Below are 18,921 nucleotides of genomic sequence, written 5' to 3'. Positions count from 1 at the left end.
ACATCCACATCACTTCCCGAAGAACAGCTCTGTAGTGCAGCAAGCCTCGCAGTATATCAACAAATTCCCTACTTTTGTCCAACAACTCACCATTGCCACTTTTCAAGCAGTTTTTCGGGCGTCAGACTGTCATAGCCCTCAAAGGGCTGATGTATCCAGGGGTTGGTGGGAAGGAACTCCACCGAATAGTCAGGCGTAAAAGTCGACAGCCCTTTCGTCCAAATCACCGCGCTACGTAGCTCCGTGATAGGGGCATAGTTGGTCTTGAGCATTTCCACCACAGCATTCAAGGTGTGGCCCGAGTCCGCCAGATCATCCACGAGTAGCACGCGGCCAGCGATCTCCCCCTTGGGAGTCGTGATGAAGCGAGCGATGTCCAAGTGTCCCTTGACTGTCCCAGCTTCTGCTCTATAAGAACTCGTGGACATGATGGCCAAAGGCTTGTCAAAGATACGGCTCAGAATATCCCCAGGTCGCAAGCCGCCACGTGCAAGACACAGGATCGTATCGAACTGCCATGCGGATTGATGCACCTTTAGCGCAAGCTTCTCTATGAGGTTGTGATACTCGTCGTAGCTTACGTACAAATGCTTGCCGTCTTCCGTCAGCATACTAACTCCTGAATTGATAGCAACAATCGCCTTAACAGCGGGTGACACACTCCAACTACCCCACTATGCCGTCAGTCCGCCGCGTAGGGATGGCGCATCAAGATCGTGTGATCACGGTCTGGGCTGGTCGAGATCATTGCGATAGGCACCCCCGTCACTTGCTCAATACGTTCCAGATAGCGGCGTGCATTGGGCGGCAGGTCCTCATAGCGAGTCACGCCCACGGTGGATTCCGTCCAACCAGCAATATTCTCGTAAATAGGTACGCAACGTGCGATTTCTTCTGCACCCATTGGCAGAAGATCGATCCTCTCACCGTCCAACTCGTATCCCACGCACAGCGACAGTTCCCTCAACCCGTCCAGGACATCCAGCTTGGTGATGCAGAGCCCTGAAAGACCATTGACCTGCGCGCTACGCTTGAGGAGTGCGGCATCAAACCAACCGCAGCGACGGCTGCGCCCTGTCGTCACCCCTTTTTCGGCGCCCACTGTACTCATGTGATAACCCGGTGTTCCAGGCGTTTCCCAGTCCAGCTCGGTCGGGAAAGGCCCTCCCCCCACACGCGTGCAATATGCCTTGGTGATCCCCAAGATGTAGTGCAGATGCCCCGGGCCAACGCCCGACCCCGCTGCCGCATTACCCGCCACACAGTTACTGGACGTGACATAGGGATAGGTGCCATGGTCCACATCGAGCAACGTGCCCTGGGCCCCCTCAAACAGCAGATTTGCGCCCGCGGCATGCGCTTCGTTCAGTTCACGCGAGACATCTGCCATCATGGGCTTGAGCATCTCTGCATGCCGCATGGCCTCCTCAAAGACCGGCTCAAACTGCACTTGCCCGCCCGTGATGTAGGGCTTGAGTGCATCGCCAAACTGAAAATTGGCCGAACCCAAGAAGGTGCTGAGGACATGGTTGTGCAACGCCAGCAATTCGCGCAGCTTGGCGGCAAAGCGTTCTGGATACTTGAGGTCTTGTACCCGCAGGGCACGGCGAGCGACCTTGTCCTCGTAGGCCGGTCCGATACCACGGCCCGTGGTACCAATCTTCTCGGCGCCACCGTGTTCACGCGCCGCTTCACGCGCCACATCCAGCGCCGCATGGAACGGCAGGATCAATGGACAAGCTTCACTGACGCGCAGACGCGAGCGCACTTCGACGCCCGCTTTTTCGAGCCCCTCGATCTCCTCAAACAATTTGCCTGCCGAGAGAACGACGCCGTTGCCGATGTAGCACTTGACACCCGGGCGCATGATCCCGCTGGGGATCAAGTGCAGCGCCGTCTTGACGCCGTTGATGACCAACGTGTGACCAGCGTTGTGCCCGCCCTGAAAACGCACCACCCCCTGGGCGCTCTCAGTCAGCCAATCAACCAGTTTGCCTTTGCCTTCATCGCCCCACTGGGTGCCGACCACGACAACGTTACGACCCTTGTTTGCTTTCATGTCAAACCCGATTCAAATGCTGAAGAAACTCAAATCGCCTTTACGACCCAGTTGCCATCCACCAGGACAAGCTCCCGATCGCAGTGGAATTCGTCCACTTCGCTGCCGTGCCCCGGCAGCACACACACCACGGTTTCGCCCTGACGACGCAACGTAGCAATGGCAGCACTGAGCGCACCACCATCGCCCCAGGGCGCCCGGATGGCCGCACGCAATGACGGAGCCGACACCACACCCACCAGCTGCTTCACGTCCAAGCTAAAGCCTGCGGCTGGCCTGTTACGGCCGAAGACCGCGCCGACCTCGTCATAGCGGCCGCCTCGCACCAGCGCATCACTGGCGCCCTGCGCATAAATCGCAAAACGCGCGCCGCTGTAATAGGCATAACCCCGCAGATCTGCCAGATCAAATGTGACCCGCACACCGTCCATTCGTGCTGCAATCGCCCTCAAATCTGATAGCGCCTCGCGCGCACCAGGAAAGGGCTTCAGCAAGTTTTCGGCCTCATTCAGCACTGTTGCATCGCCATACAGCTGCAACAGTGCCAACAACCCTTCCCGCGATGCAGACGGGAAATCGCGCGTCAACGACGCCAATTCGCTGGCATCTTTGGCAGCAAGCGCACCGTGGACGTGGGCGAGCTGATGCATACCGACAGGAAGTCCTGCAAGCAGACTGCGCACGATACGGACGTCGGCCAGATCTACGCTCACCTCCTGTGCGTGGGCACTGCGCAAGCACTCCAACGACAGCAACACTGCTTCGATATCCGCCTCGATACCTGGATGACCGTAGATCTCGGCTCCAAACTGCAAGGGCTCTCGGGTGGCGTGCGGACGATCGGGACGCGTGTGCAGTACTGGGCCGCAATAGCATAGACGCGCCACCCCCTGCCGGTTGAGCAGGTGCGCATCAATGCGTGCGACCTGTTGGGTCGTATCGGCCCTCAAGCCGAGAGATCGACCCGAGAGTTGGTCCACCAATTTGAACGTTTGGAGGTCCAGCGCCTCGCCAGTGCCCGTCAACAGTGATTCCAGATGCTCCAGCAAAGGAGGCATGACCAACTCATAACCGTAACTGCGTGCCGTATCGAGCAGTCCGCGGCGAAGTTCTTCAATGTGCCGCGCCTCGGAAGGCAAGACATCGGCAATATGATCCGGCAGGACCCAGGCAGACATGGGATGGGGCAGGCTGTTAAAACGTTGATTCTACCGGCATGGATAAGCCCCACCCCGGGACCGAAAGCGGCCAGGCTACGCGAGCAGCAGAATGGCGCCGCCAGCGATCAGCCCCAACAGCGCGCAAAAGCGAATCTGGCCGTCACGCAATTGCAAAAGCTGCGTGAACATGCGGCGCCAACCACCAGGTGACAAGAAGGGCAGCAGCCCTTCGATGACCAGCACCCAACCCAACGCGATCCAGAACCCGTTCATGGAAGCCGACCACCGCCATCAGTCGCTCATCAGCGGCGGGGGGCCGCAGATGCGTTACCCGTCCCGCCTCTGAATACCTTGAAAAATTCAGAGCTCGCCGGATCCAGCACCATGACATCGCCCTTGCGGTTGAAGCTCGCCTTGTAAGCTTCGAGGCTCCGGTAGAACTGTGCAAATTGAGGATCACGGCCGAATGCCTCCGCATACAGACGCGCAGCTTCCGCATCACCCTCGCCCTTGATCTTCTGGGCGTCACGGTAGGCATTGGCAATGGTGATCTCGCGCTGCCGGTCTGCGTCTGCGCGAATCTTCTCCCCCTCCGCCGCGCCCGTGGAGCGCAGTTCATTCGCAACGCGCTTGCGTTCCGCTTCCATGCGTCTATAGACGGACTCCGTGATCGCTTCTACGTAGTCGACCCGCGTGATGCGCACGTCCACGACATCGACACCCCAAGGCTTGGAGCCACGCACAGCTTCCAGCACTTCCCGTTTCACGTCGGACATCAGCGCATCGCGCTTGAGCGACAGCAGCTCCTTGACGGTGCGACGGTTGACCTCTTCCTGAAATGCATTGCGGACCACCCGATTGAGCTGCAGTGCACCTGCGTTCTCGTCCAGTCCCACATTGCGGATGTACTCGGATGGGTCGGTAATGCGCCAGCGCACATACCAATCGATCACCACGCGCTGCTTCTCGGCTGTCAGCATCGACTCGGTGTCTGAACTGTCCAGCGTGAGCAGACGCTTGTCGATGTAGCGAACGTTTTGGAAAGGTGGAGGTAGCTTGAAATTCAACCCTGGTTCCGTGATGACTTCCTTGATCTGCCCCAACGCGTACACCACGCCAAACTGGCGTTGGTCGACGACGAACACCATCGAGCTGAGCAATGCCAGCAACAACAGAACTGTCGATGCGATAAATCCGATTCTGTTCACACGGCTCTCCTATCGGGACTCACGTTCGCGCGAACGGTTGGCATCACGCAACCGAGAATCGCCGGGAAATTGAGAGGTCGCGGCAGGAGGGACTGTCGCTGGCGGCGTATCGGTCGCCGCAGCCGCCGAAGTCTGCTGTGAAACGCTCTGCATGATCTTGTCCAACGGCAGGTACAGCAAGTTGGATCCTTGCCGCGACTCCACCAGTACCTTGGTCACATTGCCGTAAATTTGCTGCATGCTCTCCAGATACATGCGGTCTCGCGTCACCTGCGGCGCCTTCTGGTATTCAGCAAGGACGGCGCTGAAGCGCTGTGTGTCACCCTGCGCCTGCGCCACGATGCGCGCCTTGTAGGCTGCCGCCTCCTCGATCAAGCGGGACGCCGTACCCGTGGCACGCGGAACCACATCATTGGCATAAGCCTGGGCTTCGTTCTTAGCGCGCTCCCGCTCCTGGCCCGCCTTGAGCACGTCATCAAAAGCCGCCTGTACTTGCTCAGGAGGGCGCACCCCCCCTTGCTGCAGGTTGATGCCAACGACTTCCACGCCGACCTTGTATCGGTCCAGAATGGTCTGCATCAGATTGCGCACGCGCGGAGCAATCTGGTCCCGCTCTTCCGCCAAGGCGGTATCCATGCGCATTTTGCCCACGACTTCGCGCACCGCCGTCTCTGCCGCCTGAACCACGGCTTCGGCCGGATTGCGGCTCTCGAACAGCCACGCACGCGCGTCATTCAAACGATATTGCACTGCGAACTTGATTTCGACGATGTTCTCGTCTTCGGTCAACATGGCGGACTCACGCAGCCCCGTGCTCTTGATGACGCTATCCCGCCCCACATCAGCGGACCGGATCTGGGTCACGAATACCAGTTCATGGCGCTGAATGGGGTAAGGCAGGCGCCAATTGAAGCCGGCGTTGACCGTGCTCTTGTACTTGCCGAACTGGGTGATCACCGCTTGCTGGCCTTCTTGCACGATGAAAAAGCCAGTGCCCAGCCAGATCAGCACCGCTATGGCGGCGATCAATCCCACGCCAACCCCCGCGTTCTTCATGTCTGGCTGGAAACCACCATTGCCGCCACCAGAAGCTGGACCACGCGACCCGCCGCCGCCAAACAACCCACCCAGCTTGCGGTTCAGATCACGCCACAACTCATCCAGGTCCGGCGGCTGTCCCGAAGGATTCTGGTCACGTCCACGTGGACGCTGTGAGTTATCCGGAGAAGGGCGCTCCGAATCAGGGCGCTGTCCACCCTCGCCCTTATCGTCCCCACGGCCCCAACGAGGATCGTTGAGATTGAACATCCCCCGAATACGCTCAGGCAGCACGGCCCAGCGAGAGGCCCGGTTAAGAAGGTTCATGCGCGAATTCTCGTACTCTCAATAGCAATAGAACACCAGCATTGTGCCCAATCAGTCCCACTCGCCCTTCAATTCAGCCGCCGTCACAGGGGGCATGCCTGACGAAAGTGACTTCTGAACCATGTCTGCCAATAGCTGCCGCAAGTCAGCCACCCCTTCGCCAAGGCCGGCACTGACAAAAATCCGCGGTACAGGCCGCCCATCCAGTTCATAGGTATCTTGCCGCACGTTAGGACGCACTTCGGGCGTGAGGGCATCCAATTTGTTGAATACCAAGAGTTGTGGAATATCTGCGGCGCCAATCTCACCAAGAACCAGTTGCACCTGTGCAATCTGCTCGGGAAAGGCGGGGTTGGCGGCATCGACCACATGCAGGAGCAGATCCGCGTCCACGGCCTCCTGCAACGTGGCCTGAAACGCATCCACAAGCCCGTGCGGCAGATCACGAATGAAGCCCACGGTATCGGACAGGGACACCGAACCCGCGGCTTCGCCCAAATAAAGATGACGCGTGGTGGTGTCCAGCGTGGCGAACAACTGGTCCGCTGCGTAGGCTCGCGCCTTCACCAATGCATTGAACAGCGTGGATTTGCCCGCATTCGTGTAGCCCACCAGCGAGATATTGAATGTATCGCGCCGCTGCCGCTGCCGCCGCTGGGTCGCCCGTTGGCGCTTGACCTTGACCAGGCGCTCCCGCGTGCGCTTGATGGCTTCGCTGATCATGCGACGGTCGAGCTCAATTTGTGTTTCGCCCGGTCCGCCCCGTGTGCCAATCCCCCCGCGTTGACGCTCCAAGTGCGACCAGCGCCGCACAAGTCGAGTGCTCAAGTACTGCAAACGCGCCAACTCCACCTGCAGCTTGCCCTCGTGGCTGCGGGCGCGCTGGGCAAAGATCTCCAGAATGAGCAGCGTGCGATCATTGACGGGCAATTCCAGGCTTCGCTCCAGATTCCGCTGCTGCGCCGGACTCAGCGCCTGGTCGAACAGCACCTCCTTCGCGCCATGCATCTGCGCCAGAGTGCGGATCTCATCGGCTTTGCCGCTACCCACGAACAGCGCCGCATCAGGCGTCTTTCGCTTGCACGTCAGCCGCGCGACAGGATTCAAGCCTGCAGTCTGGGCCAATAAGCCAAGCTCTTCGAGTTCGGCATCGAAATGGGGCAAACCAAAATCCACGCCTACCAATAGAACAGGCGTGGATTTCGTGTCAGGAGAAGAATGGGAACTCAAGGCTGCGTGCCCTGGGATGCGCAATGCTTGCGCCGTGGCGCAGCCTTGAACTGCCGCAGGGGCTTACTGGTTGTCCCCGTCGGCGGCGGGTTCCGCAGTCGAGAAGTTGACGGCACGACCAGGCACGATCGTGGAAATGGCGTGCTTGTACACCATCTGCGTCACGGTATTGCGCAGCAGCACGACGTATTGATCGAAGGATTCGATTTGACCCTGCAGTTTGATGCCGTTCACCAAATAGATCGAAACCGGCACATGCTCCCGACGCAATGCGTTCAGGAAGGGGTCTTGAAGAAGCTGACCTTTATTGCTCACGATATTCTCCGTGTTCAAAAATGTTGTTGTAAACCAGCACCTTACCACAGCCAGACGGCCATACGCCGTCCAGGGGCTCAGGAGTTCTGCTTGTCCGTATAAGGATTGCTGGAGGTTTTCATTTCGATACGCAGCGGCGTACCGACGAGGTCAAATTCTTTGCGAAAACGCGTCTCAAGAAAGCGCTTGTAGGCGTCCGTGACATGCTCCAGCGAATTCCCATGGATCACGATCACCGGCGGATTCATGCCGCCCTGGTGCGCATAGCGCATCTTGGGCCGGAACATACCCGAGCGCTTGGGGCTTTGGAACTGCACCGCCTCCTGCAGCAGGCGCGTCAACACCGGCGTAGGCATCTTGCGGTTGGCAGACTTGTACGCCTGGATGATGGATGACCACAGCGGCCCAATGCCCTGCCGTTTCTTCGCGGAGATGAAGTGCAACGGCGCGAACTTTAGAAACGACAGACGCGTTTCGATGGAACGCTCCAGCTGCTGCCGGCCATAGTCGTCCACCGCATCCCATTTGTTCACTGCGATCACTACGGCGCGACCACTCTCCAGGATGTAGCCGGCAATATGTGCGTCCTGGTCCGTCACTCCTTGCGTGGCGTCCAGCAGCAGCAGCACGACATTGGCTGACTCGATGGCCTGCAGGGTCTTCACGACCGAGAATTTCTCGATCGCTTCAAACACCTTGCCTTTGCGTCGCAGGCCCGCCGTGTCGATCAACTCGAACTTCTGCCCGTTGCGCTCGAAAGGGACCGATATGGCATCGCGCGTGGTGCCGGGCATGTCGAAGGCCACCAGACGCTCTTCGCCCAGCCAGGTATTGATCAGTGTGGACTTGCCCACGTTGGGACGCCCTGCCACTGCAAGACGGATGACATTCTTCTCGGCAGCCGCATCCTCCTCCTCAATCTCGGGCAACGCGAGCGGCTTCAGCGCGAGATCCACCAGGCTGCGCACACCCTGGCCGTGCGCCGCCGATACGGGGTGCACCTCTCCCAAGCCCAACTCATAGAACTCGGCCAGATGCATGCTGTCCTGCATGCCTTCGGCCTTGTTGCCGGCCAACACGCAGGGTTTGCCCAGGCGGCGAAGGTAGTTGGCAATGTCGTGGTCCTGGGCGGACAGTCCTCCGCGTACGTCCACGACAAAAACCACGACATCGGCCTCCGCCACGGCCTGCTGGGTCTGCCTGGCCATCTCGCGGTAGATCCCGCTGGAGGCATCGGGCTCGAACCCCCCGGTGTCGATGACGATGTACTCGTGCTTGCCCTGTCTCCCATTGCCATAGTGGCGATCACGCGTGAGGCCGGCAAAGTCGGCCACGATCGCATCGCGCGACTTGGTCAAACGGTTGAACAAGGTGGACTTGCCCACATTGGGCCGCCCCACCAAAGCGATGACAGGCTTCATCCTATGTCCTATATCCCTATCAGTCCGGACGGAAGCCGTAGACGCCGCCCTTGCGCGTCACCACCACCAAGGTGTCGCCCGCCACCGCCGGGGCTGCCGCAATGGCCGAGCCATCGGTCGTCAGGCGGTTGAGCGGTGCGGCGTCCTCACGGGACAGCAGGTGCACCAGCCCTGTATCGTCACCCACTACCACCGAACGCCCCAGCACCAAGGGCGCTGTGAGCTTGCGGAACTGCAGCCTGTCCGATGTCCAGGCGCGGGACCCATCAGTGCGTCGCCATGCAATCACTGTTCCGTTGCTTTCCGTGCCGAACAGCATGGTGTCATCCCCGTGGATGCCCACGCCGCCGCTGGCGGGCTGCGTCCACGAGACCGTCCCCCGGGATGCATCGATACAACCCACCGAGGCCTGGAAAGCCCGCGCGCACAGGCTGTCGCCCACACGGCTCGTACGGCCAACGATCTCCACCAGCCGCTCGACGTCATTGGTGCCGCGCGGACTGGCCAAGGGCGCCTCCCAGCGCACCACGCCGTTGTCGGGATTAAAGCCGACCAGACGGCCGGACAGCCCCGCAACCAGGGTGTCACCCACGGCCATCAGCACACCGCCCTGGCGCAAGACCAGGGGCTCACCCGGCCGCTGCTGGCTCCAGAGCCGGTAGCCAGTCGCCGCGTCGAAGGCGGAAATGGAGCGATCCGCCGCCAGCACGAAGATGCGCTTGCCCGCGACCAACGGCGCCGTATAAGCCTGGGCGGGCAACGGCTTGCGCCAGATCTCCCGACCGCCGTCCAGTGCGATAACTTGATTGCCCTTCGACACCACCGCCGTCCAGCGTCCATCACTTCCCACGCCCGAGGCAAGCGGCTGGTTGAGGCGCGTGCGCCATACGTCGCCCCCCGTGCGTGCATCGATGGCCGCCACATCGCCATTGGCAGAGGCCACCGTCACCACGCTGCCCTCCACGTGCATGTCGAGCTCAAGGCCTTCTTGCGTCCCAATCTGGGACACCCACGCCTGACGCACTCCCAGCACAGGCACGTTGGGGCCGAGCTCCGCCGGCTTCGGCTTCGGCGTGCCGCCCCACAACGAGCACCCTCCCATCACCAGCAGGCTCACCAGCAAAGAGGCGCCGGTCAGCGCCCTCATGGCATGACTACGTGCCTGGCTCATTGCACGCCCCCCGACGTAGCGGAGGCTACCGTCTCCACCTGTGCACCCAAAGCGTTGAGCTTGGCTTCCACCAGGCGGCGGTATTCCACACGCTCGTCAAAAGCCTGGTAGGCGCGGCGGTACTCGGCGATGGCTTCCTGCTTCTTGTCCTGCAACGCGAACACATCACCCTTGCGATCCGCGACCGTAGCGGCAAACTCTGCGGGGAATTTCCCCGACAGCTGTGCCGAGGCCTCGTCGTAGGCCTTTTGCTCGATCAGGACGCTGGCCAGGCGCAGCCGGGCCAAGGCCTGGTAACCCTCATCAGACGCTTTCTCGGCCACCCAAACCAACGTACTTTTGGCGGCGTCCCACTTGCCAGCGTCGGCCAGCGCTTTGGCAGCCAGAAGGCCTGCCTGCCCCGCCTGCGCGGTGCCGCCGTAACTCGACTTCAAGTCGCCCACGGCTTGCTCCACGCGCGCAAGGTCACCCGCCTGCACGGCCATTTCCACGGCCTCGGCCAGTGCCGTCGCCTGCTGGGCCTGGCGGCCCTGCCACAGCCGGTAGCCGTTCCAGGCGGCAAGCCCCCCCATGATGACAATCAACACCCAGGTGATGGGCGTGCCCCACGTGTTCCAGAAGTGCTTGATCTGCTCAAGCTGTTCTTGTTCTTGAAGGTCGAAGTTGTTGGCCATGTTGTGGTTCCGTTCAGCGCGAGGATTGTAGGGTGGCCGCCCATTCGGCCAGCGCCGCCAGCGGGCGCTCCGCCTGCTCGCCGCCATCCCGCAGCGGCTTGACGGTCACGGCCCCGCGGGCCAGTTCGTCGGCGCCGAAGACCAGTGCATAGCGTGCGCCGCTGGCGTCCGCCTTCTTGAACTGGGATTTCATGCTGCCCATGCCCTCGCCTGCGGTGGTGGGGCTGTGCATCTGCACCGACACCCCCTGCGCACGCAGCCGCTGCAAGGTAGCCATGACGACCGGCAGGGCTGACGCGTCGGGCACTACGGCATAGGCATCGGCAGCTGGTCGGGCCACTTGCGCCTCCTGCTCCTTGAGCAACTCCAGCACGCGCTCCACCCCCAGCGCCCAGCCCACAGCCGGAGCGGACTTGCCGCCGATCTGCTCGATCAGATAGTCGTAACGGCCCCCACCGCAGATCGTGCCCTGCGAGCCCAGTTGGTCCGTCACGAACTCGAATACCGTGAGGTTGTAATAGTCCATCCCGCGGACCAGGCGGGGATTGAGGCTCCAGGCCACGCCGTTGGCATCCAGGATCGCCTTGACGGTCTCGAAATGCTGCAGCGACGCCTCGCCTAGAAAGTCGATGAGCCGCGGGGCGCCTTCCACCAGCGCCTGCATCGCGGGATTCTTGGTGTCGAGAATGCGCAGCGGATTGCTGTGCAGGCGGCGGCGCGCATCCTCGTCGAGCACATCCATGTGCTGCTCCAGGTATGCGATCAGCGCCGCGCGGTGGGCGCGGCGCTCGTCGGGCTGCCCCAGGCTGTTCAATTCCAGCCGCACGTTCTCCAGCCCCAGTTCCGCCCACAGCGCATGCGCCAGCAGAATGATCTCGGCATCGGCTTCCGCGCCGGGAAAGCCCAGCGCCTCAGCACCGATCTGGTGGAACTGGCGGTAGCGGCCGCGCTGTGGCCGTTCATGCCGGAACATGGGCCCCATGTAGTACAGGCGCTTGCCGCCGTCGTAGAGCATGGAATGCTCTACCACCGCACGCACCACCCCCGCCGTTGCCTCGGGGCGCAGCGTCAGCTGTTCACCGTTGAGCCGGTCCTCGAAGGAGTACATCTCCTTCTCGACGATGTCGGTGACTTCGCCCAGGCCGCGCACGAACAGCGGCGTAGGCTCGACGATGGGCGTGCGGATGTTGCGATAAGCGTAGCGCGCCATAAGGGTGCGCACCTTGTCCTCCAGCCATTCCCAGCGCGCCGAATCGGGCGGAAGAATGTCGTTCATGCCCTTGATGGCAACCAGCTTCTGCATCTTGTTCTATTGTTTGTGATTTTGAATCAAATCAGCCTCTAGCGCTTATCCATCAAGCGCTATAAGCTATAATATTTATAGCAAACTTGCGCACACTTCACTGTGTGCCTGCGCCGTTGCCGAAACGCCGGGCAATGTAGCCTTCAACGATATCCTGGAACTCTCGCGCGATGCCCTCGCCCCGCAGGGTCATGGCCTTTTCGCCGTCGATGAACACCGGGGCGGCGGGCGCCTCGCCCGTGCCGGGAAGGCTGATGCCGATGTCGGCATGTTTGCTCTCGCCCGGGCCGTTGACGATGCAGCCCATCACGGCCACCTTGAGTTTTTCCACGCCGGGATAGCGCAGCCGCCATACGGGCATCTGCGCACGCAGGTAATCGTCGATCTGCTTGGCCAGCTCCTGGAATGTGGTGCTGGTGGTACGGCCGCAGCCTGGGCATGCGGTCACGCTGGGCACGAACGCGCGCAGCCCCAGCGATTGCAGGATCTCGGAGGCCACCACCACCTCCTGGGTGCGCGCCTCGCCGGGCTGCGGAGTCAGCGACACACGGATAGTGTCGCCAATGCCTTCCTGTAGCAGGATCGAAAGCGCGGTGGTCGACGCCACGATACCCTTGGTGCCCATGCCCGCCTCGGTCAGACCCAGGTGCAGCGCATAGTCGCAGCGGCGCGCGAGTTCACGGTACACCGAGATCAGGTCTTGCACTCCGCTGACCTTGCACGAAAGGATGATCTGGTCGCCGCTCAGGCCCATTTCCTCGGCGCGTTTCGCCGATTCGATGGCGGAGGTGATCAGCGCCTCGTACATGACCTGGCGCGCATCCCACGGCTGGGCGCGGCGGCTGTTCGCATCCATCAGCTCGGCCAGCAACTCCTGGTCCAGGCTGCCCCAGTTCACGCCGATGCGCACGGCCTTGTCCCAGCGCACCGCGGCCTCGATCATCTGGCCGAACTGCTTGTCCTTCTTGTCGCCCTTGCCCACGTTGCCCGGGTTGATGCGGTACTTGGACAATGCCTGTGCGCAGTCGGGAAATTCCGTCAGTAGGCGGTGGCCGTTGTAGTGAAAGTCGCCCACCAGCGGCACCGTCTCGCCCATGCGGTCCAGCTGCTCACGGATGTAGGGCACGGCCGCTGCGGCCTCCGGCGTGTTCACCGTGATGCGAACGAACTCGGAGCCCGCTTGCGCCAGTTCCTTGACCTGGATGGCCGTGCCGATCGCATCCACCGTGTCGGTGTTGGTCATGGACTGCACCCGCACCGGTGCGCCGCCACCCACCGTGACCACCCGGCTGCCCCAGACGATGCGTGCCTGCCGCGAGCGGCGTGCCTGGGGCTGTGCCATAGCGATCGGTGCGGCTGTGCCGGAGATATTCATTTACTTCACCTCGAAACGCGCAACGTTCTCGCGCGCAATCGCATTCAGATCCATGGGCTGGCCGCGCACAACCACCTCCGTGGCATCCGCCTTGCCAATGACGACCGACCAGGGAGGGCTACCCGCCGCGGAAACACTCTCGCCCGCAGCCAGGATCTTCTGCAGCACGACGCCGCCCGCGGCGTTGCGCACCTGAATCCAGGATTCTCCCCGGGCGCGAATGACCAGCACGCCCGAAGCCTCGGTGCCCTTGGCGTCAACTCCGGCCTCGTTGGTCACGCCGTGGGATGGGGCCGGCTCCACCGCCGCAGCGGGGGTCGATGCGGCGAGGGCCGCTGAGGCCACCGCAGCAGAAGATGGCTCTGCCCGAGCGGTTGCCTGTCCCCCTGAGGCAACGGATTCTTGTACTGAGGGCACCGCAGCAGTCACCGGGTCCAGTTGCGTGGCTTCGAGCGCGCGCTGTGGCGGTGTTACCGCCTCCGGACTGCTGGCGACCGGCAAACTGTCGTTGCCCTTCGGGAGAAAGGCGATGGCCACCGCGGCGGCCAACAGCGCGGCAACCGTCACGCCCATCATGCGCGATTTGGGTCGCTCCAGCGTTCCCCCCTTGATGAACCGGTGACCAGGGTCTTTGAAAGACGCGTTGAGTCCCTTGTCCACCACAAGCTGCACGGGGCCGCTCTGGGGCAGCAATGCGAGCACCGGCGCAGCATCGGCCTTCAAGGTCCGGCAGACGCCCGACGCCAACGCCCGCATGAAGACGGCGTCGGGAAATGCGTCGTATTGGTCCGCTTCCAGCGCATGCAGTTTGTTCGCGGGCACTTTCAGCGTTCCGGCCAGCACATCAACATGGACCCCTGCGGATTCGCGCAGTTGCCTCAGCAACTGCCCCGCGGTAACGCCGCCCGCAGGTTCAGTGCCGTGATCCTGCATCCGGTGATCAATCCCCCCAGCGGCGCCCATGGGCTCACTCATCGAAGGCCCCCCGTTCGAATGCCAGAGTTTCTTTTGCGTTGGGGAAGCGCTTGCGCAACTGATCACCCAACTGGCGCATGGCCACGAACTCCTTGAGCACGCGCTCGATCTTCACACCCAACCACAGAGACTCGGCATTGGCATACTCGCCATTGTTCACGCGACGGACATAAAACTGCGCCCGCTTGGCCTCGCCCCGCGCAAACAGCACGGCCGCCAAGTGGTACCCCACCGCCGGGTTGCCCGCATCAATCTCATAGGCCTGCTTCAGCGCTTGTTCGGCCTCTGCAAGACGCCCCGCCCGCTGGTAGCACAGGCCCTGGGACATCAGCGTCTTGCTGCGTGCCTTGTAACTCGGCACGGCAAGCGCCCGCTCGAACATCTGATTGGCGACGTCGTACTGCTGGCGCTGGCACTGCAGCCAGCCATAGTTGTGCATGATGTCTGGATCGGAAGGCTTCATGCCTTGGGCGCGCTTGAGGCTGTCTTCCGCGAGCGCCAGGTCGCCCATGTTCATGTATATCAAGCCGCGAAGGTGGTAGGCGTCGGCATACGTGGGATCGGTCGTGATCGCCTGCCGCACCTCCTCCATGGCCACGGTGGTCTGCCCCATTTGCAGGTAGTTCGCAGCCAGCTCCAGCCGGATACGTGCACGGCGACGCACGTCGGCTTCGCCGCCGCCGGACGCGGATTCCGCCACGGCACCATTGGCATCGGAGGCCCCTTGGTGGGCACAACCGGCAAGGCCCGAGACGACAACGGCAATGCCGATCGCCGCCATCGCATGCCACCCGCCGTGATTGATCCGCCACTTCGCCATGAAAGCCTCCCGTAATTGTTGCGCCACGCCGTCAGATGACCGGCTTGATCTCGATGGTCCTGAGCTTGGCCATGCGTTCATTGACCCGTGTTCGGTCCTTCACATCGCCAGCCAGTTGTCCGCATGCCGCATCAATATCGTCACCGCGCGTCTTGCGAACGGTCGTGACGATACCCGCGTCACTCAACAATTGTGCGAAAGCCGTCACAGCCGCCGGGGGAGATCGGCGCAGACCGGAAGCCGGGAACGGGTTGAAGGGGATGAGATTGAACTTGCACGACACCCCGCCGTCGGCCGCCTTGCGGCCCACCAGGTCAATCAACTGTCGCGCATGCTCTGGCTGATCGTTCACGCCTTCCAGCATGCAGTATTCAAAAGTGATGAAGTCCCGCGGCGCGTGGTCCAAGTAACGCCGACACGCCGCCAGGAGTTCATGCAGCGGGTACTTGCGGTTCAGGGGAACGAGGTTGTCGCGCAACACGTCATTGGGAGCATGCAGCGAAACAGCGAGCGCCACAGGACAATCCTGCGCCAGCCGGTCCATCATGGGCACGACGCCTGAGGTAGACACGGTTACGCGACGCCGCGACAAGCCGTAACCATGGTCATCGAGCATGACTCGCAGCGCAGGCACCAGTGCAGCATAGTTCTGCAGCGGCTCGCCCATTCCCATCATCACCACGTTGGAAATCACGCGTTCACCGTCACCGCGGCGCTGCCGTAGTGCGTGCTCGGCGTACCAGAGCTGGGCCAGGATTTCGCCAGTAGTGAGATTGCGGCTGAACCCCTGGTGACCGGTGGAGCAAAAACGACAGCCTACGGCGCATCCAGCCTGCGAGGAGATGCACAAGGTGCCGCGATCGTCCTCAGGAATAAAGACTGTCTCCACGGCGTTGCCGTCGCCCACGTCGAACAGCCACTTCACCGTGCCGTCCGCAGAGACATGTTCGCTGATGGCTTGCAGCCCTGCCACATGGGCGCAGCCCCTGAGCTTCTCGCGCAACGATTTCGCCAGGTCGCTCATCTGGTCAAAATCGCTGGCACCGCGCTGGTGGATCCAGCGAAACAGTTGCGTGGCCCGAAAACGTTTTTCTCCCAGCCGCTCGCAAAAAGCAGCCAGGCCGTCCAGGTCAAAATCCAGAAGGTTCGTGGTCATAACGTTCACGGATGTCCACGCCCACATAGCGCATCCGCGCGGGGGCGGCCAAACCAGGACCGCCCGGCACGCGGAGCCACTGCATTAGCGCGAGTAGATGTTCAGGCCGGGGAAGAAGAAGGCCACTTCCACCTGGGCGGTTTCGGCAGCGTCGGAGCCGTGCACCGCATTGGCGTCGATGCTGTCCGCGAAGTCAGCGCGGATCGTGCCGGGCGCCGCCTTCTTGGGGTCGGTCGCGCCCATGAGTTCACGGTTCTTCAGGACGGCGTTCTCACCCTCCAGGGCCTGCACCATCACGGGGCCGGAAATCATGAAGTCCACCAGATCCTTGAAGAAGGGGCGCTCCTTGTGCACTGCGTAGAACTGCTCGGCTTCGGCGCGCGACAGGTGGATCATGCGCGCAGCGGCAATCTTCAGGCCCGCGGCTTCAAAGCGCGCATAGATCTGGCCGATCACGTTCTTGGCAACTGCGTCCGGCTTGATGATGGAAAGGGTGCGTTCGATAGCCATGTTGATTTTCCTAGTGAGGTGTTGCGGTATTTTTGCCCTGAAGGCAAACCGTCAATTTTAGCTTTACGCCAATCCCCTAACGGCCGCCGCGGCGCGGCCCATTGTTGCGTTGCTGTTGGCGATGGCGCGAGAAACTGTCGGCCCCGATATAACCGAGCGACGTCTTCATCGGGTCCGGCTGGGCATTCGGTGAGGGCGATCGCCCCGCACGCCCCCCTGTCTTGTCACGCCCACTGCCAGATGCCTTGCCGGGCCCCGCGGATCGACGATCGCCTTTGCGGGCGCCCCTGCCCTGGCCACTAGTGGGGCGCGCACCACCACCATCCAGCGTTGCCCCTGCCGCCTGCATCAGGGCACGAATGTCGCGCTCATCAAGCTCCAGCCACGCCCCGCGCTTGAGCCCGCGCGGCAGCATCATGGCCCCGTAGCGAATCCGAATCAGCCGGCTCACCGCATGTCCTACCGCCTCGAACATACGGCGGACCTCGCGGTTACGGCCTTCAGAGATGGTGACACGGTACCAACAGTTGGCGCCCTCGCCGCCGCCGTCTTCCACGGAGCCAAAGGAAGCCATGCCATCCTCCAGCGGCACGCCTTCGAGCAAGCGCTGCTTTTCCTCGGTGCTCAACGCACCCAACACGCGGACCGCATATTCACGCTCCAGCCCGAAGCGGGGGTGCATCAACTTGTTCGCAAGCTCCCCCGAACTGGTAAATAGCAACAAACCTTCGGTATTCAGGTCCAGACGCCCGACGGATTGCCATTTGCCCTGCTGCAGCCGGGGTAGTTTGCGAAACACCGTGGGGCGGTTTTGTGGATCGTCATGCGTAACCACTTCGCCCACCGGCTTGTGGTATGCAATCACGCGTACCGGCGGTGGTGCAATACGGAAGCGGATGGGTTTGCCGTTGACCTTTATCTGGTCCCCAAACTGCACGCGCTGCCCGATATGGGCCGGCTCGTTGTTGACGGAAATACGACCTTCCAGGATGAGCTGCTCCATTTCCAGCCGAGACCCCATGCCCGCCTGGGCAAGCACCTTGTGCAGTTTGGGGGTTTCTGGCTGGGGAAGTAGCACCCGTTTGGCGGGGGCGAGCTCGGCGTTGGCTTCATCCTCGTCGAACTGACCCGACACCACGTCGGCAAACTGATAGCCATCGCCCTTTGGCGCGCGCTTGGCAGCATGGCCGCTGGACTGTCGTGGCACCTCAACAGCAGCGCCTTGCTCATGCACTTCCTGCATTTTCACGTCCGATTGGGCACCGTCAGCACTCAGTTGCGGTACTGTCACATTCTCCTGAAGCGCGCCTTCCGCAGACTTGCGCTTGCGGGGCCTGCGCGGCGCAGCAGCCTCCGATGCGGGCGAAGGCGAGCGCCCCCCCATGGAGTCCGGATCCTTGTGAGATTCATCATTCATATGTCAATGTCCCGTGGCCCCTCTTCGGCACCACTGTGTGTCGCGCCCACTACCAGATCAGGGGCATCTTCAATATCTACTTCGTCCGCCGCCGGCACCTGCACGCCGTCCCCAGGTACCCCTGCAGTGTCTTCGCTCTGCGGTGCCCCCTGAATGGCGCCCAGCGCTTCAAACATGCTGACCTGCACGCCGGGGTCTTCGAGCGTAGGCAGTTGATCCAGTGATTGCAGTCCTAAATCGTCCAGGAACTGCCGTGTGGTAGCAAACAACGCAGGCCGGCCCACTGTCTCGCGGTGGCCAATGACCTCCACCCAGCCGCGGTCCTCCAGTTGTTTGATGATGAGGCTGTTGACCGTCACCCCACGGATGTCTTCGATGTCCCCGCGGGTCACGGGCTGCCGGTACGCAATGATGGCCAGCGTCTCCAGCGTCGCTCGCGTGTAGCGGGGCGGCTTTTCAGGATGCAGCCGGTCCAGAAATTCGCGCAGCTCGGGCCGGCTCTGGAAACGCCAACCTGTGGCCACTTGTACCAACTCCACCCCTCGCAAGGCCCAGTCCTGCTGCAGTTCCAGCAGCAGCATCTTTACTGTATCGGAACCCAGCGCGTCATCGAACAATGTCCGCAAGTCACGGATCGATACAGGCTGCGGGGCACAGATCAACGCGGTTTCAAGAACCCGTTTGGCGTCCACCGAATTCATGGTCCAACAGTCCCTGGAAAGGCAGCCTCGCATCAAACGGGAGGCTGCGCCTTGGGTTGGA

The 18,921-nt window shown here is 61.9% G+C and carries 19 protein-coding genes; all 19 read right to left on the bottom strand.

What is annotated here, in order from left to right; genetic code table 11:
* Window positions 1–86: 86 nt before the first annotated feature.
* Entirely contained in the window at window positions 87–611 is a 525-nt protein-coding gene (locus AC1PPL_RS14275; RefSeq protein ID WP_123675227.1) for a phosphoribosyltransferase, read from the bottom strand.
* A gap of 71 nt (window positions 612–682) precedes the next feature.
* On the bottom strand, window positions 683–2,059 hold the full coding sequence (locus AC1PPL_RS14270; RefSeq protein WP_479973565.1) for an adenylosuccinate synthase: 1,377 nt from the start codon (window positions 2,057–2,059) through the stop codon (window positions 683–685).
* Between the two features lie 29 nt (window positions 2,060–2,088).
* Complete coding sequence (locus tag AC1PPL_RS14265; protein WP_252101118.1) at window positions 2,089–3,237, bottom strand: ATP phosphoribosyltransferase regulatory subunit; 1,149 nt, start codon at window positions 3,235–3,237, stop codon at window positions 2,089–2,091.
* A gap of 75 nt (window positions 3,238–3,312) precedes the next feature.
* A complete protein-coding gene (locus tag AC1PPL_RS14260; protein ID WP_103737220.1) occupies window positions 3,313–3,492 on the bottom strand; it encodes a DUF2065 domain-containing protein in 180 nt (59 codons plus the stop codon).
* 29 nt (window positions 3,493–3,521) lie between these two features.
* On the bottom strand, window positions 3,522–4,427 hold the full coding sequence (gene hflC, locus AC1PPL_RS14255) for a protease modulator HflC (protein ID WP_252101119.1): 906 nt from the start codon (window positions 4,425–4,427) through the stop codon (window positions 3,522–3,524).
* Window positions 4,428–4,436: 9 nt separating this feature from the next.
* A complete protein-coding gene (gene hflK / locus AC1PPL_RS14250; protein ID WP_011804609.1) occupies window positions 4,437–5,792 on the bottom strand; it encodes an FtsH protease activity modulator HflK in 1,356 nt (451 codons plus the stop codon).
* Window positions 5,793–5,843: 51 nt separating this feature from the next.
* On the bottom strand, window positions 5,844–7,022 hold the full coding sequence (gene hflX, locus AC1PPL_RS14245) for a GTPase HflX (RefSeq protein WP_088887359.1): 1,179 nt from the start codon (window positions 7,020–7,022) through the stop codon (window positions 5,844–5,846).
* Between the two features lie 63 nt (window positions 7,023–7,085).
* Window positions 7,086–7,337 (bottom strand): RNA chaperone Hfq, encoded by a 252-nt coding sequence (hfq, locus tag AC1PPL_RS14240; protein ID WP_011804607.1) that lies wholly within the window; start codon window positions 7,335–7,337, stop codon window positions 7,086–7,088.
* Window positions 7,338–7,414: 77 nt separating this feature from the next.
* A complete protein-coding gene (der, locus tag AC1PPL_RS14235) occupies window positions 7,415–8,758 on the bottom strand; it encodes a ribosome biogenesis GTPase Der (RefSeq protein WP_479973564.1) in 1,344 nt (447 codons plus the stop codon).
* Between the two features lie 19 nt (window positions 8,759–8,777).
* The gene (bamB, locus tag AC1PPL_RS14230; RefSeq protein WP_376748811.1) at window positions 8,778–9,905 is read right to left on the bottom strand and encodes an outer membrane protein assembly factor BamB; all 1,128 of its coding nucleotides are present in this window, start codon (window positions 9,903–9,905) and stop codon (window positions 8,778–8,780) included.
* Between the two features lie 20 nt (window positions 9,906–9,925).
* The gene (locus AC1PPL_RS14225) at window positions 9,926–10,603 is read right to left on the bottom strand and encodes a YfgM family protein (RefSeq protein ID WP_479973563.1); all 678 of its coding nucleotides are present in this window, start codon (window positions 10,601–10,603) and stop codon (window positions 9,926–9,928) included.
* Between the two features lie 13 nt (window positions 10,604–10,616).
* Window positions 10,617–11,906: a histidine--tRNA ligase gene (gene hisS, locus AC1PPL_RS14220; protein WP_479973562.1), complete on the bottom strand. Its 1,290-nt coding sequence runs from the start codon at window positions 11,904–11,906 to the stop codon at window positions 10,617–10,619.
* Window positions 11,907–12,003: 97 nt separating this feature from the next.
* Window positions 12,004–13,281, bottom strand: coding sequence for a flavodoxin-dependent (E)-4-hydroxy-3-methylbut-2-enyl-diphosphate synthase (ispG, locus tag AC1PPL_RS14215; RefSeq protein WP_312564003.1), 1,278 nt, complete (start codon window positions 13,279–13,281; stop codon window positions 12,004–12,006).
* Window positions 13,282–14,256, bottom strand: coding sequence for a RodZ domain-containing protein (locus AC1PPL_RS14210; protein WP_479973561.1), 975 nt, complete (start codon window positions 14,254–14,256; stop codon window positions 13,282–13,284).
* Window positions 14,249–15,076, bottom strand: coding sequence for a type IV pilus biogenesis/stability protein PilW (gene pilW / locus AC1PPL_RS14205; protein ID WP_479973560.1), 828 nt, complete (start codon window positions 15,074–15,076; stop codon window positions 14,249–14,251). Before pilW ends, AC1PPL_RS14210 begins: the two co-directional genes overlap by 8 nt.
* 31 nt (window positions 15,077–15,107) lie before the next feature.
* Window positions 15,108–16,232 carry a dual-specificity RNA methyltransferase RlmN gene (rlmN, locus tag AC1PPL_RS14200; protein WP_011804599.1) on the bottom strand — a complete coding sequence of 375 codons (1,125 nt, stop codon included), beginning with the start codon at window positions 16,230–16,232 and terminating at the stop codon, window positions 15,108–15,110.
* Window positions 16,233–16,316: 84 nt separating this feature from the next.
* On the bottom strand, window positions 16,317–16,742 hold the full coding sequence (gene ndk, locus AC1PPL_RS14195; protein WP_011804598.1) for a nucleoside-diphosphate kinase: 426 nt from the start codon (window positions 16,740–16,742) through the stop codon (window positions 16,317–16,319).
* Between the two features lie 76 nt (window positions 16,743–16,818).
* On the bottom strand, window positions 16,819–18,159 hold the full coding sequence (locus tag AC1PPL_RS14190; protein ID WP_479973559.1) for a pseudouridine synthase: 1,341 nt from the start codon (window positions 18,157–18,159) through the stop codon (window positions 16,819–16,821).
* Window positions 18,156–18,860 (bottom strand): SMC-Scp complex subunit ScpB, encoded by a 705-nt coding sequence (gene scpB / locus AC1PPL_RS14185; RefSeq protein WP_479973558.1) that lies wholly within the window; start codon window positions 18,858–18,860, stop codon window positions 18,156–18,158. The genes AC1PPL_RS14190 and scpB overlap by 4 nt, the downstream gene beginning before the upstream one ends.
* Between the last annotated feature and the right edge of the window lie 61 nt (window positions 18,861–18,921).

It is taken from the genome of Diaphorobacter sp. B2A2W2, assembly GCF_056730635.1.
This window is presented reverse-complemented; position numbering and strand designations above follow the sequence as displayed.

What these genes read in the sequence shown, in the direction of transcription:
- pilW (WP_479973560.1), bottom strand. Translation starts at nt 15,076, where the DNA reads ATGGCGAAGTGGCGGATCAATCACGGCGGGTGGCATGCGATGGCGGCG.
- AC1PPL_RS14270 (WP_479973565.1), bottom strand. Translation starts at nt 2,059, where the DNA reads ATGAAAGCAAACAAGGGTCGTAACGTTGTCGTGGTCGGCACCCAGTGG.
- hisS (WP_479973562.1), bottom strand. Translation starts at nt 11,906, where the DNA reads ATGCAGAAGCTGGTTGCCATCAAGGGCATGAACGACATTCTTCCGCCC.
- rlmN (WP_011804599.1), bottom strand. Translation starts at nt 16,232, where the DNA reads ATGACCACGAACCTTCTGGATTTTGACCTGGACGGCCTGGCTGCTTTT.
- ndk (WP_011804598.1), bottom strand. Translation starts at nt 16,742, where the DNA reads ATGGCTATCGAACGCACCCTTTCCATCATCAAGCCGGACGCAGTTGCC.
- bamB (WP_376748811.1), bottom strand. Translation starts at nt 9,905, where the DNA reads ATGAGGGCGCTGACCGGCGCCTCTTTGCTGGTGAGCCTGCTGGTGATG.
- AC1PPL_RS14265 (WP_252101118.1), bottom strand. Translation starts at nt 3,237, where the DNA reads ATGTCTGCCTGGGTCCTGCCGGATCATATTGCCGATGTCTTGCCTTCC.
- der (WP_479973564.1), bottom strand. Translation starts at nt 8,758, where the DNA reads ATGAAGCCTGTCATCGCTTTGGTGGGGCGGCCCAATGTGGGCAAGTCC.
- AC1PPL_RS14275 (WP_123675227.1), bottom strand. Translation starts at nt 611, where the DNA reads ATGCTGACGGAAGACGGCAAGCATTTGTACGTAAGCTACGACGAGTAT.
- AC1PPL_RS14190 (WP_479973559.1), bottom strand. Translation starts at nt 18,159, where the DNA reads ATGAATGATGAATCTCACAAGGATCCGGACTCCATGGGGGGGCGCTCG.
- AC1PPL_RS14210 (WP_479973561.1), bottom strand. Translation starts at nt 14,256, where the DNA reads ATGAGTGAGCCCATGGGCGCCGCTGGGGGGATTGATCACCGGATGCAG.
- AC1PPL_RS14225 (WP_479973563.1), bottom strand. Translation starts at nt 10,603, where the DNA reads ATGGCCAACAACTTCGACCTTCAAGAACAAGAACAGCTTGAGCAGATC.
- ispG (WP_312564003.1), bottom strand. Translation starts at nt 13,281, where the DNA reads ATGAATATCTCCGGCACAGCCGCACCGATCGCTATGGCACAGCCCCAG.
- AC1PPL_RS14260 (WP_103737220.1), bottom strand. Translation starts at nt 3,492, where the DNA reads ATGAACGGGTTCTGGATCGCGTTGGGTTGGGTGCTGGTCATCGAAGGG.
- hflK (WP_011804609.1), bottom strand. Translation starts at nt 5,792, where the DNA reads ATGAACCTTCTTAACCGGGCCTCTCGCTGGGCCGTGCTGCCTGAGCGT.
- scpB (WP_479973558.1), bottom strand. Translation starts at nt 18,860, where the DNA reads ATGAATTCGGTGGACGCCAAACGGGTTCTTGAAACCGCGTTGATCTGT.